The following is a 17,897-nucleotide window of genomic DNA, read 5'->3' as shown; positions in this document are numbered from 1 at the left end:
GGGTTGGGGGTGAGGCCCCCCTTCTGATCCTGCCCCCTCCTCCCCCCTCCCCCTCCCCCCCTCCCCCCCCCCCCCCCACCCCCCCCCCCCCCCCCCCCCCCTTTTTTTCCCCCCCCCCCCCCCCCCCCCCCCCCCCCCCACCGCCTTGTCCGCATACGTTCGTCCCGCTGCGAGCCGCCGGGCCAACGACGGCTCCCCAAACGGGAGATCGGGGGTGCGCGCGTGCGCATCGGACTGCTTACGGAGGGTGGCTATCCGTATGTGGGCGGTGAGGCGGGGCTCTGGTGCGATCGGCTCGTGCGCGGGCTTGAGCAGCATGAGTTCGACCTCTATGCGCTCAGCCGCAGCGAGCGCCAGGAGGCCGAGGGGTGGGTCCCACTGCCGCCGCAGGTCAGCCGGGTGCACACCGCGTCGCCGTGGGACCTGGGGGACGACGGGGTGGTCCACGGACGGCGCGCGCGTCGGCGCTTCGCGGAGTGCTACGGCGAACTGGCCGCAGCCCTGTGCGCCACCGCGCCCGGGGACTCGCCCGGGACAACGGCGAGGGTATCGGCGAGGGCGCTGGAGAAGGAGCCGACGGGGGAGTCGGAGGGAGAGTCGGCCCTTGAGGCGGACCGTTTCGCCAACGCGCTGTACGGCCTCGCCGAACTCGCCCGCGACAAGGGCGGGCTGCCCGCCGCCCTCCGCTCGGAGACCGCTGTACGCGCCCTGGAGCGCGCCTGTCGCGCGCCCGGCGCCCACCGCTCCGCACGCGAGGCACGCGTCCCAGACCTGCTAGCCGTCGCGGCACGCCTCGAACGCGCCCTGCGCCCCCTGTCGCTCGACTGGTACGAGGACGACGGCCTCGGCGCGGTCGACCTCTGCCACGTGACCTCCGGCGGCACGGCGGCGCTTCCGGGCCTGCTCGCCCGGCACTTCCACGACGTGCCCCTGCTGGTGACCGAATACGGGGTGCGGCTGCGGGCGCACTACCTCACCGAACCCGATGCCCCACCCGCGATACGGGCCCTGCTGGCCGCCTTCCACGGTCGGCTGGCCGCCGAGACGTACCGGCGCGCGACCGTGATCACGCCCGGCAACACGCACGCCCGCCGCTGGCAGGAGCGCTGCGGCGCCGACCGTGCCAAGCTCCGCACGGTCCACCCGGGCATGGACGCCACCCCCTTCGCCGAGACGGGGGAGTCGCCGGAGTGCGCCGACCCGCACACCCTCGTCTGGGTCGGCCGCGTCGAGCCCACCAAGGACCTCGTATCGCTGTTGCACGCCTTCGCGGAGATCCGCAAGGCGGAGCCGAAGGCGCGCCTGAGGATCGTCGGTGCCCCCACCGGCCCCGAGGGTGCGGCCTATCTCGCCCACTGCAAGGGCCTGGCCGCGCAACTCTTCCCCGACGAGGCCGACGGCCCGCACGCCGTCGGGCGCAACCCGGTGTCCTTCGAGGAGACCGGCGGTCCGGAACTGCCCTCACGCGCCGAGGCGTATGGAGCGGGCACCCTGGTGGTTCTCTCCAGTGTCGTCGAAGGGTTCCCGTCCGGGCTGGTCGAGGCCATGTTCTGTGGTCGCGCGACGGTCTCCACGGACGTCGGTGCGGTGGTCGAGGCGATCGGCGGCACCGGACTCGTCGTGCCGCCGCGCAATCCGAGGGCGCTCGCGGAAGCGTGCGTCGCCCTGTTGCGCGACCCCGAGCGCCGTGCGCGCCTGGGTGCTGCGGCGCGCGCCCGCGCACTGGAGCTGTTCACCGTCGAGCAGAACGTCGCGGCATTTCACGGCATTTACCTGGAGATCCTCTCCCGCACGCCGGTCCGCCGCGTCGTCCTCGACGACACCGGGGAACCCCTGCCGTTCGCCGTCCCGGCCGAGGCCCACATCCCCGGCCGCTGGCCCGGCTCCACGGCGCGTGTCGTAGCCCGTGGCGGCCCAGGCTGGGCGACGGACGCCCCCGTCCGGGCGACGTATCCGGCCTCCGCGACCGAGGGGGCCCGATGAGCGACCTCGGTGAACTCGACCGCCCCGGGACACCGGGCAGCCCGGGCGCCTGGGGCTCCCGCTCGAGAGAGTCCCTGACCGATGGGACGCCTGACCTTCCCGACACGCCTGCCGCGGATGCGCGCACCGACCGGTGGCCGGGCGAGAACCGGCGCGCAGGCGAGCGCGCCCTCCCTGACGCGGGCGAGCGCGCCCTCCCGGACGCGGTCGGGTGTTCGGGAGAAGGCGGCTTCCCGGACGAGGGCGAGCAGTGGGGCGAGGACGCCGAGGGCACAGCGACCGCCGGGAGCAGTGCGGCCGACTGCGGCAACGCGGCCGACTGCGGCACAGCGGCCACAGGCGACAACGAGGTCGTCGGCGGCGCGGTGGCTGACGGTGGCGATGCGGTCGTCGGCGGCGCGGTGGCTGACGGGGGCGGTGCGGTCGCCCGCGGCACGGTGGCCCACAGTGACGATGTCGGCGCCCGCGCTGCGATGGCCGATGGCGGTGGTGTGACTGACGCCGGCGATACTGCCGCCTGTGGCGGGACGCCTGCCCGCGCTGGAGTGGCCGCCCGTGGCGGAGCGGCTGCGCGCGACGGAGTGGCTGCCCACGGCGGAATGGCCGCCCGTAGCGGAGCGGCAGCCGTCGGCGAGCAGTCGCCGCCCGCCGCGCCGCGCCGCGCCGCGGCGGACCCGGTGAAGGCGCTGCTGCACCGTCACCGCGCCCTGTGTGAGCGAGCCGTGGACCCGCTGGAGATCGCGGCAGGCCTGGAGGCGCACGGCGTCACCGACCGGACCGCCGCACGCTTCCGCCACCGGGACGTCTTCTCCCTCGCGGAGGAGATGTACGCCCGCGTCCCGCGCGACGGCGACAGGTCCCCGCGCCCCCCGGCCCCACCGGCACCCCGGGTACGCACCGCATGGGTCGTCCTCGCGCTGCTGCCGGGCGCGCTGTGCACCGCCGCCGTGGTTGGCCTGCGCCTCACCGAAGGGCGACCGCGACTGATCGCGGCCGTCGTCGGCGCCCTCGCGGTCACTCTGGCCCTGCGCGCGGCACTGCGCCGGGGACCACTGAGCGCCGCGACGCGTACCACCGGCACGTGGACCTGCTGGCTCGTCGGCTACGCCCTCCTCGGCGACGGCCTGCTCCGCGCGGCTGTCGCGGGCGGCCCGGACGGTCTGCCCGACGGTACCGCCGACGGCCCGTGGCCCGTCACCGTCGCCCCCGTACTGGCTCTCGCCCTGGCCTGCGCACCGGCGGCCGGAAGCGCCCACTTCTTCGCCGTGCGCGCCCGCCGCAAACTGACGGGCAGCCGCGGCCTGGCCGACTTCTCCGCCTCCGTGCGCCCCCTGCTGCTCGGCACGGTCGCGCTGTTCATGTGCGCCCTGACGGCCCTGGCCTGGCTGACCGGGGCGGTCCTCGCGGAGCCCGCTGCCCACCCCCAGACACTCACGCTGGGCGCCTTGCTGCTGCTCGCCCGCCTGCTCACCGTGCACGGCCACACCCACGCCCCCACGCTCGTCCTCACCGCCGCGGCCACCGCCGAGGCGGCCGCCCTGGCCACGCTCTTCGCAGGCCGTCTGCCTGGTTGCGATCTCCTGGCCGACCCCGTGGAGGCCCTGGTCGCCGCCTGCGGTCCGGCCGGCGTTCCGACGGTGGCCTGCGGTATCGGCGCGCTGACTCTCCTGACGCACGCGACCCGCCGCCTGACCAGAGCCTCGGCCCACGCATCGGCGGAGCCGCCGCGGTGACCGCGCGCCCTCCGGACAACCCCCCACACATCCGCATCACCCTCGCATCACCCCTCTGAAGGAGCCCACAGATGACCACCTCCCGACCCGACGCCTCGGCCCCGGGAGCAGCCCGATGAGAGTCCTGCTGATCGGAGCCAACGGCTATATCGGCCGCTTCGTCGCCGACCGTCTGCTCGCCGACCCGGCCGTCCAGCTCACCGCCCTCGGCCGCGGCGACGACGCCGACGTCCGCTTCGACCTCGCCACGGGCAGCCCCGGGGCCCTCACCCGCTTCCTCGACGCGGTCCACCCCGGTGTCGTCGTCAACTGCGCCGGTGCCACCCGGGGCGGCGCCCGCGAACTCACCCGGCACAACACCGTCGCCGTCGCCACCGTCTGCGAGGCCCTGCGCCGCAGCGGCTGCGGTGCCCGCCTGGTGCAGGTCGGCTGCAGTGCCGAGTACGGCCCCAGCCAGCCCGGGTCCTCCACCGCGGAGGACGCCGTGCCCCGCCCTGGCGGCCCCTACGGCGTCAGCAAGCTCGCCGCGACCGAACTCGTCCTCGGCTCCGGCCTGGACGCGGTGGTCCTGCGCGTCTTCTCGCCCGCCGGGCCGGGCACTCCCGCGGGCTCCCCGCTGGGCCGCCTCGCCGAGGCCATGCGCCGCGCCATGCAGTCCGGCGACGGTGAACTCCGGCTCGGCGGCCTCGGCGCCCAGCGCGACTTCATCGACGTCCGCGACGTCGCCCGCGCCGTCCACGCCGCCTCGCTCTCCGCCGCCCAGGGCGTCATCAACATCGGCTCCGGTCGTGCCGTCCGCCTGCGCGACGCGGCCGCCACCCTCGCCCGCGTGGCCGGCTACGGCGGCGCCCTGCACGAACTCGACGGACCGCCCGGCGCCCTGCGGCCCACCATCGGTCACCCCCGCACCGAATCCGTGGCTCACCGCGTCGACGCCCTCGGCCATCACCGCACCGACGCCCTCGGCCATCACCGCCCGGAGCCCCTCGGACACCGCGCCGACCGTGCCGACGCCGAGCACGCGGCCCCGGTCGCCTACCCCTACCCGGACGGCTGCGGCAGCTGGCAGCAGGCCGATGTGCGCACCGCACGCGACCGGCTCGGCTGGCGGCCCCGCATCGCCCTCGAAGAGTCCCTCGCCGATATCTGGATGGAGGCGGCATGCCGTATCTGACCAGCACCAAGGCGGGCACCGCGAGCACCGGCGTCCGCACCGGCCTCGGCGTCCCGGGACTGGCCCATCCCCTCGTCGCCCCCGGCGAGTGGACCGGCCTCACCTGCCCGGGCACCCCCCTGCACTGGGTCGTCCTCAACGTCGCCAACGGCCCCGGCGCCCACCCCGATCCGCGCTGCCTGGATGCCGTCGGCCGCCTCCGCAACGCGGGCGTCCGGGTCCTCGGCCACCTCGACGCCGCATACGGGGCCCGAAGCTTCGGCGAGCTGATCTCCGACGCGCACCGGCACCTCGACTGGTACCAGGTCGACGGCTTCCTCCTCGACCACTGCCCGTCCGAGCGTGCCGTGCTCCCCGAGGTCCGCCGCATCGTCGGTACGCTCCGGGCGATCCGTGACGAGGCCCACATCGTGCTCGGCCACGGCACGCATCCCCACCCCGGCTATGCCGAGAACGCCGACCAGCTCGTCACCTTCTCGGGCGCGTGGAGCGACTACCGCTGGTCCCAGGTGGCCGAGTGGAGCGCCGACCACCCACCCGAGCGCTTCTGCCACTTCGTCCACGGCGTCCCCCGAGGGCATCTGGAGGAGGCACTGCGCATCGCCCGCTGGCAGGGCGCCGCGACGATCTACTTCACCGACCGCACGGACCGGGGCGGCCGGATCGACCCCTGGGAGACGATGCCCGGCTACTGGGACGAGATCGTCTCGCGAGTCGGGACGGGTGTCTCGGAATGAAAAAGGCCGTGGCAGTGTTACTGGGAGAACAACCGTAATTACTGACCGACCAACGGAGTCCCCGTGTCGCTGCCACCCCTGGTCGAGCCGGCCCCCGAGCTCACCGTAGACGAGGTCCGCAGGTACTCCCGCCACCTGATCATCCCCGACGTGGGGATGGACGGGCAGAAGCGGCTGAAGAACGCCAAGGTGCTCGCCGTGGGCGCGGGCGGCCTCGGCTCGCCGACCCTGATGTACCTGGCGGCGGCCGGTGTCGGCACGCTCGGCATCGTGGAGTTCGACGAGGTCGACGAGTCGAACCTGCAGCGGCAGGTCATCCACAGCCAGGCCGACATCGGCCGGTCCAAGGCGGAGTCCGCCCGCGACACGATCAAGGGCATCAACCCGTACGTGGACGTGGTCCTTCACCAGGAGCGGCTCGAAGCCGACAACGTGATGGACATCTTCAGCCAGTACGACCTGATCGTCGACGGTACGGACAACTTCGCGACCCGCTACCTGGTCAACGACGCGTGTGTGCTGCTGAACAAGCCCTACGTCTGGGGCTCGATCTACCGCTTCGACGGCCAGGCCTCCGTCTTCTGGTCCGAGCACGGTCCGTGCTACCGCTGCCTCTACCCGGAGCCCCCGCCCCCCGGCATGGTTCCCTCCTGCGCCGAGGGCGGCGTCCTGGGTGTGCTGTGCGCGTCCATCGGCTCCATCCAGACCAACGAGGCCATCAAGCTCCTCGCGGGCATCGGCGAGCCGCTGGTCGGCCGTCTGATGATCTACGACGCCCTGGAGATGCAGTACCGCCAGGTCAAGGTCCGCAAGGACCCCGACTGCGCGGTCTGCGGTGAGAACCCGACCGTCACCGAGCTCATCGACTACGAGGCCTTCTGCGGCGTCGTGTCCGAGGAGGCCCAGGCGGCGGCCGCCGACTCCACGATCACTCCCAAGCAGCTCAAGGAGTGGATCGACGACGGTGAGAACATCGAGCTCATCGACGTCCGTGAGCCGAACGAGTTCGAGATCGTCTCCATCCCGGGCGCCCGGCTGATCCCGAAGAACGAGTTCCTCATGGGCTCGGCCCTGGAGAGCCTTCCGCAGGACAAGAAGATTGTCTTGAACTGCAAGACGGGTGTCCGTAGTGCGGAAGTTCTGGCGGTCCTCAAGTCCGCCGGCTTCTCGGACGCCGTGCACGTGGGCGGCGGCGTGATCGGCTGGGTCAACCAGATCGAGCCGGCGAAGCCCGTCTACTGACCGGGCCCCGACCCCGTTGCCCGGACGGCGGGGGCTTCGCGCACCGCGGGTGCCCGAAGCCCCCGCCGCCGTCACGAGCAGACCTTGCCGTCCTTCGGCACCGCCCCCTTCAGCAGATAGGCGTCCACCGCGGAGTCGACGCAGTCGCTCCCGCTCCCGTAGGCCCCGTGGCCCTCGCCCTTCCAGGTGAGCACCACACCGACGTCCTTGCCCAGCTCGTCCGCCATCCTGCGGGCACCCTCGTAGGGCGTGGCCGGGTCGCCGGTGTTGCCGACCACCAGGATCGGAGCCGCGCCGGACGCGCTCACCTCCGGGGTCTCGTGCTGACCGGCCACCGGCCAGTCGTGGCACCATCCGGCCGTGTCCCAGCCGAGGAAGGCCCCGAACACGGGTGAGACCTTCTCGAACCTCGGCAGCAGCTTCCTCGTCTCCTCGAGGGTCGGCCGCTGCTTGTCGTCCAGGCACGATATGACTCGTTGGGAGTGCGTGGTCGTGCCGTAGCGCCCCGAGGAATCCCGCTCGTTGTAGCCGTCGGCGAGTGCCAGGAGTTCGGAACCGTCGCCTTCCTCGGCCGCCGCCAGCGCGCTGGTCAGGGCCGGCCAGCCGTCCTTGCTGTAGAGCGGCAGCACGATCCCGGTGAGTGCCAGCGTCTGTGTCAGCTTCCGTCCCGGCGACGATGTCGGCAGTGGCTCGGCGTCCAGCCGCTCCAGCAGATCGGCGATCTCCCGCGATCCTTGCTTGGGGTCCTGCCCGGTGGAGGTCAGATAGTCGTCCAGGGCGCGCTGGAAGCCCCTGGCCTGGTTTTCGGCGTGGCCCATCGTGTCGGCGCCCGGGTCCACGACCGCGTCGAGGATCACGCGCCCCACGTGCTCGGGGAACAGGTGGGCGTAGACGCCGCCGAGTTCGGTGCCGTAGGAGATGCCGAAGTAGTGCATCTTCTCGTCGCCCAGCACATGCCGCATCAGGTCCATGTCGCGGGCGGTGTCCGTGGTCGAGACGTGCGCCATCAGCTTGCCGGCGGCCTTCTCGCAGCCCTTGCCGAAGTCCGCGGCGTCCTTGAGATACGCCTGCTCCTCGGCCGCGGTGTCCGGCGTGGAGTCCACCGACTCGGCGTCCTCGATCGCCTCGTCGTCGCGGCAGCGGATCCCCTCGCTGGCGGCCACCCCGCGCGGGTCCCAGCTCACCAGGTCGTACCGCTCGTGCAGGGAGGAGACGGTGTCGGCGTAGGACGGCATCATGGAGACACCGGAGCCGCCGGGGCCGCCGAAGTTGAACAGCAGGGAGCCGATGCGCTCGTCGCCGGTGGCCTTGGCCCGGATCAGCGCCAGGTCGATCGTCTCGCCGTCCGGCTCCGCCCAGTCCAGCGGCGCCTCGAGCGTGGCGCACTGCCAGTCGCCGCCCGGCGCGGGGGAGTCCGCGGTGCCTTTGCAGCGGCCCCAGTCGAGCGTCTGGGAGGCCAGCGACTCGGGCACCCCGGAAGGTGCTGCCGCCGAGGGCCGTGCGCTGCTTGTCCCTTCCGTCCCCCCGCCGTCATCGGCGTCACCGGACGAGCCGCCGCTGCAGCCCGCCGTTGTCAGCAGTGCGGCGGCGGCCGTCAGAGCCGTCCACCGTACGAGACGTGCCATGTGCTCTCCCCCTCGCAAGCCGTCCGCGCCGTGCAGCGGATGGCGGTCATGCCATGGTAGGCGGAGCACGCAGCGCCTGCTGGGCCCTGTGGATAACCTTTTGACCTGCTGGTTTGCCCGTTCTTGGGTATGAGGGCGGCCAGGAGGCCGTCGCCGCCGGCGAAGTGTCGGTAGTCGCGGGGCGGGGTCAGGAACAGACGGTCCCGGCCGCTGGTGCCTTCCCGTCCAGCAGATAGCCGTGCACCGCGTCCCGCACGCACTTGTTCTTGCTGTCGTAGGCGCCGTGCCCCTGGCCCCGGTAGGTCAGCTCCACACCCACGCCCTTCCCCAGCGCGTCCACCATCCTCCCCGCGCCCTCGTAGGGCGTCGCCGGGTCCCCGGTGTTGCCGATCACCAGGATCGGCGGCGCTCCGGGCGCGCTGACGTCGGGGTGGGCGGCGGCACCGGGCACCGGCCAGTCGGTGCAGCTGAGCATGGACCAGGCGAGATAGTCGCCGAACAGCGCGGAGGCCTTCCGGAACTCGGGAAGCCTGCGTTCCACGTAGGCCGGGTCGTACCTCGGCTTGTCGTCGGCGCAGTTGATGGCGACGTTGGCCGCGGTGATGTTGCTGTACTGGCCATTCTCGTTACGCCCGTTCAACGCGTCCGACAGCACCATGAGGACCCGGCCGTCACCGTCGTACGCCTGCACCAGGCCGTCGGTGAGGTACTCCCAGAAGTCCTTCGAGTACAGCGCCTGTGCGATGCCTCCGGTCGCGGCGGTCTGGGTGAGTTCGCGGGGGAAGACGCCGGGGATCGGGTTGCGGTCGAGGTCCTTCAGCAGTCGGGCGATGCGGTCCTTGACGTTCTGGGCGCTGTCCCCGACGGGGCAGTCCTCGATCTTCGACACGCAGTCCTCGGCGAAGTTGTCGAGCGCGAGCTGGAAGCCCTTCGCCTGGGCGAGAGAGCCCTGCTCCGGGGTCTGCGTCGGGTCGACGACCGCGTCGAATACGGCACGGCCGGTCTTCTCGGGGAACAGATGGGCGTAGACGCCGCCGAGTTCGGTGCCGTAGGAGATGCCGAAGTAGTACAGCTCGTCGTCGCCGAGGACCTGGCGCATCAGGTCCATGTCGCGCGCCGCGTCGGTGGTGCGTACGTGCGGCAGCATCTGCCGCGAGTTCTTCTCGCAGGCCGCGTTGAAGTCCTCGGTGCTGTCCAGCAACTCGGTGCGTTCGGCCGCGTCGTCCGGGGTGGCGTCCTGCTGGAAGTAGGTGTCGAGCTGCTTGTCGTCCAGGCATTCCACGGGGGCGCTGCGGCCGACGCCGCGCGGGTCGAAGCTGACCAGGTCGTAGCGGGTGCGCAGGGTCGAGTAGTCCTCGCCGAAGGCGGGCAGCGTGGTGACGCCCGATCCGCCCGGGCCGCCGAAGTTGAAGACGAGCGACCCGATCCGGCGGTCCGCCTCGCCACTTGTCTCCGCCCGGATCAGCGCGAGGCCGATCGTGTCGCCCTTGGGCTCGTCCCAGTCGAGCGGCGCCTTCATGGTGGCGCACTGCCACTCGGCGCCGTCCGGCAGCGGGGACGGAGCGGCGCCGCCGCCCTCGGCCTCGGAGGGGGCCGGGCAGTCCTTCCAGTCGAGCTTCTGGGCCGTCAGGTCCTCATCGCCGCCGGAGTCGCCGCCGGAGTCGTCGCTGCAGCCCGCCAGGAGAGCGGACAGGGCTACGGCGGTGGCGGCGGTCAGGGCGGCGGCGCGCAGCCGGAAGGAGTGCGGCATGCGTCCATCGTGCGGGCGTCCGGGGTCTTGCGCCCGGGGCAGGAGCCGTACGAGGTACGGGACGGGCAGCCGGGGCGTACGCGGGCGAGGCGACGCGTACGGTCGATCTCGGTGTGAGTATGAGGCTGCTCCCCGGCAGGCGAAGGCCTTCGGCTGGTCTGAGGCGTCCCCGGCGGGCGAAACCCGTCGGCTGTGTAGGAGGCGAGGCGGCCTCATACGCCGACGAGGCCCTTGCGCGGTGTACTTCCTCGCCGTACCAGACCGTTACAGCGCTTCCTTCCGTGTCAGGTGGTTGAAGACCAGCCAGCCCGGCAGTACCGGCAGCCACAGCGTGAGCAGTCGGTAGAGCAGTACCGCGGGGGCGGCGACCTCCTTGGGCAGACCGACGGCGATCAGACCGACCGTCAGCGTCGCCTCCACGGCGCCCACACCGCCGGGTGTCGGCGCCGCGGACCCCAGCGCGTTGCCGGCGAGGAAGACGACCGCGACGCTCGCCAGGCTGATCGACGTCGACTCGTCCCCGAAGGCCCGGATCGAGGCGTCCAGGCACATCACGAAACAGGCGGTGAGCAGCAGCATGCCGCCGATGCCGGTGACCAGCTTCTGCGGCCGCTGCAGCACATCCAGCATGCGTGGCACGACACCGGCGAAAAGCGACCGCACGCGCGTGACGACGAACTTGCGCAGGAACGGCACCGACGTCACCACGAGCACGAGTACCGCCACCGTCAGCAGACCCGCGATGACCGTCCGGGACGGCGACAGCGACGGTGTCTTCTCGGTGCCGGTCAGATAGCCGAAGGACAGCAGCATCAGGATGTGACAGCCGAGCCCGAACAACTGCGACGCGCCGACACTCGCCACCGCGAGACCCGGTCGTACTCCCGCGCGCTGCAGGAAACGCGTGTTCAAGGCGACACCGCCGACCGCCGCGGGGGCGACGATCTTCACGAACGACCCGGCGACCTGCGCGGCAACGGTCCGCAGGAACGGCACCTTCTCGGGCACGAACCCAAGAAGGGCCATCGCGGCCGCCACATAGCTCGCCGCCGAGAAGAGCACCGCCGCGGCCACCCAGCCCCACTGGGCGTTCGAGATCAGCGGCCCGAACTCGATGTGAGTGAGCTGCGTCAGCAGGAAGTAGGCGCCGATCGCACCGGCGATGAAGCTGATCAGCGTGCGCGGTCGCACCCGCTCCAGACGGGCCGGCTCGACGGGAGCCTGCGGCCTGATCCGCAGTACCGCGTGCCGGATCTGCGTGAGCAGGTCCTCCTCGCGTGCCTCCTCCAGCGCCTCGTCCACGGCCCGCTTCTCCGCCCGCTGCTCGGCGCGCACGGCCTTCTTGTCGAGCTTGTCGAGCTTGTCAGGCTTATCGGGGTTGGTGGACTTCTCGCGCTTGTCGGGCCTATCGGGCTTGTCGAGTTCCCCGGGCGTTCCTGGCTGCCCGGGCGCGGCGCTTGCGGTGTCGTCGGCGGTCGCCTCCGCACGGGCCAGCCTGGCCTGCCGGGACGACTCCAGGACCGCCTCCCGCTCGCGCTGGGCGCGTTCCCGGGCCAGCTTGCGCAGGGTCGCGCGCGTGGAGCGGCTGAGCGCGATGGGCTGGAGCATCGGCAGGCAGTCCGCCACGGCGTCGGGGCCGAGCACGGCCACCGCCGAGGCGACCGCGCGTTCGGCGCCCACCCGCAGGCCGAGCGTCACGAGGAGCTGGGAAATGTCCATGCGCAGCAGCAGGTCCCCGGCGGCGATCTCGCCGATGCGCAGGTCGGTGAGGATCACCGTGCCGGAACGATCCACCAGGATCGCGTCACCCACCAGCCTGCGGTGGGCGATGCGCCGGGACTGCAGGGCCCGCACCTGCTCCCAGGTGCCACGCAGCAGGTCGTCGGTGATCTCCTCGTCCGGCAACGAGTCCAGAGTGTGCCCGCCGGTGTGCTCGTAGACGAGCATCACGGCGTCGGGGCCCAGCTCGGAGGTCGCGATCAGCTTGGGGGCGTTGGCGCCGGCCCCGATCGCCGCGTAGGCGAGCAGCGCTTCCTGTTCCAGGGCCTGCCGCAGTGAAGGAAGGCTGCTGCGGGTGGCGAAGCCGCGCAGTGTCAGGTTGCGCCACGCGCGGTAGAAGAAGCCCTGCGCCTGCTGCTCCCGGTCCACCACTGTGACGTCAAGCGGCCGGCCGTCCTCCAACGTGACGAAGTAGCGGCGGCCGCGGTCACCGGTCTCCGCGGTGTCCGACGGCATTTCCTCTCGGGCGGCGGTCACCGGGCGGAAGCCGACGTGCCGAAGGCCCGCCATCAGCGTGCGCCCGGTGGGGCGGACGTTGGGGGAGCCGACCGCGTACAGCGTTCCGTAGGCCACGGTCCAGCCGATGAGTACCGTCAGGATGATCGAGAACGGCGTGGTGTAGCCGGTGACCAGCATCGAGAACGCGTCGAGGAGCAGCACGATCCACAGGACCGCGCGCCAGCGGGGTCTGCGGGACATGCCTACGGCCGTCATGTACGCGATGACCGGCGCCAGGTAGCCGTGTACGGGGTCGGTGAGAGCGTGGATGTCGCCCGGTGAGGGTTGGGTGAGCGCGTCCTGGATGGAACCGGGGGCGGACTTGGCGACCCACAGGTCGGTGGCGAGGGTCACTCCGTGCGCGAGGACAGCCGCCAGCACGCCGTCGGCGATCCGCAGCCCGTCCCGTTTGATCAGCCGCTCGATCGCGAACGCGACCGGCACCAGGAGGATCGCGATGCTGGAGGCCAGACCGGCGATCTTGATCAGCAGGTCGGGCGCCTGCCCGGTGCCCTTGTTGATGTCCTGTTCGAGGCCCGAGGTGGTGCCGTGCGCGAAGGCGGCGACGGCGAGCAGCACGACGACGGCGAGCACGCCCACCAGGAGCCGCATCAGGTCGGACGGACGGTGCACGCGCGCGGGGAGTAGCGGTTCGTCGCCCTCCACCTCGTCGATGTGCGCGACGTCATCGGGGTCGGCGGCCGTCGCCGTCCTGCCCGCGGCCGCTCGCCGTCCGGTCTGCTCGTCGCTGCCGGCCGCGGTGTCCGGGCGCGACGAAGAGCCAGAGGTGCCCTCGGCGTCCTCGGGGTGCACACCCTGCTGCTTCATCGCCTCTTCTTGCTCTCGTATCACTGGTCACCGCCCGCACGATGGTGGCATGCCACGGCGGCCTCGGCAGGCATCAGGGTGCCCGTGCGGGCCGCACAGTCTGCCCGAAGCGCCGCTTCCGGGCGAGGGACGCGCACCGTCGGGGAGCGCGTCGCGTTGTCGGTGGAGTGGGGCAGGATGGGTCGGATGAGCGAGCAGAGCCTTCCGGACGACGCCCGCCCGGAGTACGCGGACACGCTGCCCGAGTACGCCGAGCGGGTCCTCGAGGTGACCGAACTGATTCCGCCGGGCCGTGTCATGACGTACGGGGACATCGCCGAGTACCTGGAGGAGGGCGGACCCCGCCAGGTCGGACGGGTGATGTCCCTCTACGGGGGAGGCATCCCGTGGTGGCGCGTCGTCCGCGCGGACGGGGTCCTGCTCGCGGGTCAGGAACTGGAGGCGCTCGACCGCTACCGGGAGGAGGGCACGCCCCTGAAGGAGGCGAGCAGGGCCGCGGAGGGTCATCTCCCGCGCCTCGACCTGAAGCGGGCGCGGTGGGACGGCGGCGAACGCGCACAGGGTCACACCTGACAGCTTCCGCCTTCGGGACGACCGATGTGTGACCTGTGACGCGTATGAGGGAAAAAGGGCACTTCGGGTACGACCGTGGCATGACGTACGTTCGTGGGGCGGGGGACACAGGTGCCGCGGGTGACCCGAGAGGTCCGGGGGATGAAGAGGAAGCACTGCTTCCGCCACTTCCGTCGGCGTAGCGTCGGCCGCACGCGTCCCCCTCATCCCGCGGCCATCGCCGTGCCCGCGGCGCGGACCGCCCACCAGCACACCCACCAGGACCGGCGAACCACGTGAGCTCCTCTTCCTCCACCAGACGCCCGTCGCACCCCCAGGCGCGACGGGGGGACCGTGGCGCCTACCGACTGGTGCGTACCCCGCCGGAGCGCATGGTCCCCCTTCGTCTGGACGCCGCGCAGCGCGCCGTGGTTGACCACGGGAGCGGACCGTTGCTCGTCCTCGCGGGCCCGGGCACCGGCAAGACCACCACGCTCGTCGAGTCCGTCGCGGACCGGATCGCCCGGGGCGGCGACCCCGAGCGGATCCTCGTACTGACCTTCAGCCGCAAGGCGGCCGTGGAACTGCGCGACCGGATGGCACTGCGCATGGGTGCCGCACGTGCGCCTCGGGCGACGACCTTTCACTCCTTCGGTTACGCCTTGGTCCGCGCCCACCAGGACAGCGACCTCTTCGTGGAGCCGCTGCGGCTGCTGTCCGGCCCGGAACAGGACGTGACGGTACGCGAGCTGCTCGCCGGGCAGGTCGACCTGGAGCGGCTCGGCCTGGCCCATGTGCGCTGGCCCGACGAACTGCGCGCCTGCCTGACCACCCGCGGCTTCGCCGACGAGGTTCGCGCGGTTCTCGCCCGCACCCGCGAACTGGGCCTCGGCCCGGCCGCCCTCGGTGCCTTCGCCCGGCGCATCGGCCGCCCCGACTGGAGGGCCGCCGCCGTCTTCCTCGCCGAGTACCTCGACGTGCTCGACCTGCAGGGCGTGCTCGACTACGCGGAACTCGTCCACCGCGCGGTGCTCCTCGCACGCCGTCCCGAGATCGCCGCGCACCTGGCCGCGCAGTACGACGCGGTCTACGTCGACGAGTACCAGGACACCGACCCCGCCCAGGTACGGCTGCTGCACGCCCTGGCCGGCGGCGGGCGCACCCTGCTCGCCTTCGGCGACCCCGACCAGTCGATCTACGCCTTCCGCGGCGCGGACGTGAACGGCATCCTCGACTTCCCGACCGCCTTCCCTCGCGTGGACGGCCGCCCGGCGCCGGTCGAGGTGCTGCGGACCTCGCGCCGGTCCGGGGCCGCGGTGCTGGCCGCCACGCGGCTGCTGACCCAGCGCATGCCGCTGACCCGGCTCCCCGCCGACAAGGTGCGCGCCCACCGTGAGCTGGTCCCGGTGCGGGACGGAGGGCGCGTCGAGGCGTACACCTATCCGACGTCCGGCACCGAGCTGGACAACATCGCCGACATCCTGCGCCGGGCCCACCTGGAGGACGGCGTTCCCTGGGGGGACATGGCCGTCCTGGTGCGCGCCGGTTCCCGCAGCATCCCCACGCTCCGCCGTGCCCTCACCGCGGCAGGCGTCCCCCTGGACATCGACGGCGACGACCTTCCGCTGCGCCACGAACCGGCGGTGGCGCCCTTGCTGACGGCGCTGCGTGCGGTGGCGGTGGCGGAGGCGGGGGATCGGCCCCGGGCGGGCCTCGGCGGCGTTGCGGAGACCGGGGGCGGGCCGGCCGGCGATACGGCGGGGGGTGCCGGGATCATTCCTGCCCCCGATGACGCGGGGGCGTCCACTGAGCCCGACGCCGGGGCGGCGGCGGAGGCCGTACGCGAGGCAGTCACCGAGGGGGCGGTGGAGGCCGCATCCGTACCGGAGGCAGAGGCAGAGGCAGAGGCAGAGGCTGAGGTGGCGGCGAAGGACGTACTGGAGCCTGGTGCTGGTGCTGGTGCTGGTGCTGGTGCTGGTGCTGGTGCTGGTGCTGGTGCTGGTGGAGATGGCAGTGGCGGTGGCAGTGGCGGTGCCGACGTGGACGCCGACGTGGCCGCGAAGTCCGTGCCCGGTGGACGCGCCCACCGCGCGGAGGTTCCGTGCTGGCTCCCCACCGAGACCGCCATCACCCTGCTCACCTCCCCCCTCGCCGGCATGGACGCCGCCGATCTGCGCCGCCTCGGCCGCGCCCTGCGCGAGGAGGAGCGTGCCGCCGGCAACCCGCTGCCGCCGCCGTCGGACGAACTGCTCGCGCGCGCACTGGCCGAGCCGGAGCGACTGGCGGTGCACGACCCGGCGTACGCGCGCGGTGCCCAGAGACTCGGCGCGCTGCTCCGCAAGGCCCGCGAGCGTCTGGCGGGCGGCGGCAGCGCCGAGGAGGCGCTGTGGGACCTGTGGGAGGGCACGCCGTGGCCCACCCGCCTGGAACGCTCCGCCCGGCGCGGCGGCGCGGCCGGACGCAATGCCGACCGCGACCTCGACGCCGTGTGCGCCCTTTTCGCGACGGCCGCCCGCGCGGAGGAGCGCACCGGTGGCCGGGGAGCCCTGAACTTCCTGGAGGAGATCGACGCCGAGGACATCGCCGCCGACACCCTCACACGGCGTGCCGTACGCCCCGACGCCGTCCGCCTGATGACCGCTCACCGCTCGAAGGGGCTGGAGTGGCGGTTGGTCGTCGTAGCGGGCGTCCAAGAGGGACTGTGGCCGGACCTGCGCCGCCGTGGCTCCCTGCTGGAGGCCGACCGGATCGGGCGCGACGGACTCGCCGAACCGCTCACGCCCGGCGCGCTGCTCGCCGAGGAACGCCGCCTGTTCTACGTGGCCGCCACACGCGCGCGCGAACGGCTCGTCGTGACCGCCGTGAAGGCCCCCGCCGACGACGGCGACCAGCCCTCCCGGTTCCTGAGCGAACTCGGCGTCGAACCCGCCGACGTCACGGGCCGCCCGCGTCGCCCCCTCGCCGTAGCGGCGCTCGTCGCCGAGCTGCGCGCCACCACGGTGGACCCCCGCGTCTCCGAACCCTTGAGGGAGGCCGCCGCCCGCCGCCTGGCCCGCCTCGCCGCCCTCGCCGACGAGGACGGCCGCCCCCTGGTGCCGTCCGCCCACCCGTACCGCTGGTGGGGCATGTGGGACTCGACCGAGAGCAAGGTGCCGCTGCGCGACCGGGACCAGCCCGTCACGCTCTCCGGGAGCGCCCTCGACCAACTGGCCAACACCTGCGCCCTCCAGTGGTTCCTCGGCCGGGAGGTGAAGGCCGACACGCCCGCGACCGCCGCCCAGGGCTTCGGCAACGTGGTGCACGTCCTCGCCGACGAGGTGGCCTCCGGGCACACGCCGGCCGATCTCGCCGTCCTCATGGAGCGCCTGGACTCCGTGTGGAACGCGCTCGCCTTCGACGCGCCGTGGAAGTCGGTGCAGGAGAAGGCCAACGCGCGCGTGGCGCTCGAACGCTTCCTCAAGTGGCACGTCATGGACCGCGCCGGGCGCACGCCGGTGGCCAGCGAGCACGACTTCGACGTGACCCTCGAGGCCGGCGACTACGAGGTGCGCATCCGCGGCCAGATGGACCGCGTCGAGGCCGACCGCGACGGCCGCGCCTACGTCGTCGACTTCAAGACCGGCAAGCAGACGCCCACCTCCGCCGAGGTGGCCCACCATCCTCAGCTCGCCGTCTACCAGCTCGCCGTCCGCGAGGGCGCCGTGGACGACGCCTTCGACGGCGCCCGCCCCGAACCGGGCGGCGCCGAACTCGTCCAGCTGCGCCAGGGCGCGCCCAAGCGCGACGGTGGTGAGACCCTCCCCAAGGTGCAGGCGCAGGACTCCCTCGAGGGGCCGGCGGGGGAGTGGGTCGGCGACCTGCTCGCCACGGCTGCGGGCAAGGTCCTCGACGAACGGTTCACCCCCACCGCCGGCCAGCACTGCACTCACTGCGCCTTCCGCGCGTCGTGCAGCGCGCGGCCCGAGGGACGACACGTCGTGGAGTGACCGGCCCGAG

Annotated in this window: 10 protein-coding genes; 7 read left to right on the top strand and 3 right to left on the bottom strand. The window is 72.8% G+C overall.

Annotated elements, in window-relative coordinates; translation table 11 throughout:
* Nucleotides 1–222 precede the first annotated feature (222 nt).
* From ACZ4V1_RS21680 to moeZ, 5 genes are all read left to right on the top strand, one after another.
* Complete coding sequence (locus ACZ4V1_RS21680) at nucleotides 223–1,983, top strand: DUF3492 domain-containing protein (RefSeq protein WP_468338533.1); 1,761 nt, start codon at nucleotides 223–225, stop codon at nucleotides 1,981–1,983.
* A 599-nt stretch (nucleotides 1,984–2,582) separates the two neighbouring features.
* Nucleotides 2,583–3,716: a hypothetical protein gene (locus tag ACZ4V1_RS21675; protein ID WP_468338530.1), complete on the top strand. Its 1,134-nt coding sequence runs from the start codon at nucleotides 2,583–2,585 to the stop codon at nucleotides 3,714–3,716.
* Between the two features lie 115 nt (nucleotides 3,717–3,831).
* Nucleotides 3,832–4,890, top strand: a complete 1,059-nt coding sequence (locus tag ACZ4V1_RS21670; RefSeq protein ID WP_468338527.1) for an NAD-dependent epimerase/dehydratase family protein — start codon at nucleotides 3,832–3,834, stop codon at nucleotides 4,888–4,890.
* On the top strand, nucleotides 4,878–5,627 hold the full coding sequence (locus tag ACZ4V1_RS21665) for a spherulation-specific family 4 protein (RefSeq protein WP_468338524.1): 750 nt from the start codon (nucleotides 4,878–4,880) through the stop codon (nucleotides 5,625–5,627). Before ACZ4V1_RS21670 ends, ACZ4V1_RS21665 begins: the two co-directional genes overlap by 13 nt.
* A gap of 63 nt (nucleotides 5,628–5,690) precedes the next feature.
* Nucleotides 5,691–6,869 carry an adenylyltransferase/sulfurtransferase MoeZ gene (gene moeZ, locus ACZ4V1_RS21660; RefSeq protein WP_055417970.1) on the top strand — a complete coding sequence of 393 codons (1,179 nt, stop codon included), beginning with the start codon at nucleotides 5,691–5,693 and terminating at the stop codon, nucleotides 6,867–6,869.
* 71 nt (nucleotides 6,870–6,940) lie between these two features.
* Here moeZ and ACZ4V1_RS21655 read toward each other — a convergent pair whose 3' ends face one another.
* The 3 genes from ACZ4V1_RS21655 to ACZ4V1_RS21645 form a co-directional block, all read right to left on the bottom strand.
* Nucleotides 6,941–8,494, bottom strand: coding sequence for an alpha/beta hydrolase (locus tag ACZ4V1_RS21655; protein WP_468338520.1), 1,554 nt, complete (start codon nucleotides 8,492–8,494; stop codon nucleotides 6,941–6,943).
* Between the two features lie 187 nt (nucleotides 8,495–8,681).
* Entirely contained in the window at nucleotides 8,682–10,244 is a 1,563-nt protein-coding gene (locus tag ACZ4V1_RS21650) for an alpha/beta fold hydrolase (RefSeq protein WP_468338517.1), read from the bottom strand.
* Nucleotides 10,245–10,508: 264 nt separating this feature from the next.
* Nucleotides 10,509–13,349, bottom strand: coding sequence for a lysylphosphatidylglycerol synthase transmembrane domain-containing protein (locus ACZ4V1_RS21645; RefSeq protein WP_468338515.1), 2,841 nt, complete (start codon nucleotides 13,347–13,349; stop codon nucleotides 10,509–10,511).
* A gap of 186 nt (nucleotides 13,350–13,535) precedes the next feature.
* On the opposite strand from ACZ4V1_RS21645, the gene ACZ4V1_RS21640 reads away from it, so the two are divergent.
* Both ACZ4V1_RS21640 and ACZ4V1_RS21635 read left to right on the top strand, forming a co-directional pair.
* A complete protein-coding gene (locus ACZ4V1_RS21640; RefSeq protein WP_468338512.1) occupies nucleotides 13,536–13,922 on the top strand; it encodes an MGMT family protein in 387 nt (128 codons plus the stop codon).
* A gap of 275 nt (nucleotides 13,923–14,197) precedes the next feature.
* Complete coding sequence (locus tag ACZ4V1_RS21635) at nucleotides 14,198–17,887, top strand: ATP-dependent helicase (RefSeq protein WP_468338509.1); 3,690 nt, start codon at nucleotides 14,198–14,200, stop codon at nucleotides 17,885–17,887.
* Nucleotides 17,888–17,897: the final 10 nt, after the last annotated feature.

It is taken from the genome of Streptomyces sp. NPDC028991 (assembly GCF_055564775.1).
The sequence above is the reverse complement of the archived record's forward strand: the minus strand, read 5'-3'. Positions and strand labels throughout refer to the sequence as shown.

Bases quoted from the DNA above. Each gene is read 5' to 3' on its own strand.
- ACZ4V1_RS21675 (WP_468338530.1), top strand. From the start codon at position 2,583: ATGGCCGCCCGTAGCGGAGCGGCAGCCGTCGGCGAGCAGTCGCCGCCC.
- ACZ4V1_RS21665 (WP_468338524.1), top strand. From the start codon at position 4,878: ATGCCGTATCTGACCAGCACCAAGGCGGGCACCGCGAGCACCGGCGTC.
- ACZ4V1_RS21650 (WP_468338517.1), bottom strand. From the start codon at position 10,244: ATGCCGCACTCCTTCCGGCTGCGCGCCGCCGCCCTGACCGCCGCCACC.
- ACZ4V1_RS21655 (WP_468338520.1), bottom strand. From the start codon at position 8,494: ATGGCACGTCTCGTACGGTGGACGGCTCTGACGGCCGCCGCCGCACTG.
- ACZ4V1_RS21640 (WP_468338512.1), top strand. From the start codon at position 13,536: ATGAGCGAGCAGAGCCTTCCGGACGACGCCCGCCCGGAGTACGCGGAC.
- ACZ4V1_RS21645 (WP_468338515.1), bottom strand. From the start codon at position 13,349: ATGAAGCAGCAGGGTGTGCACCCCGAGGACGCCGAGGGCACCTCTGGC.
- ACZ4V1_RS21670 (WP_468338527.1), top strand. From the start codon at position 3,832: ATGAGAGTCCTGCTGATCGGAGCCAACGGCTATATCGGCCGCTTCGTC.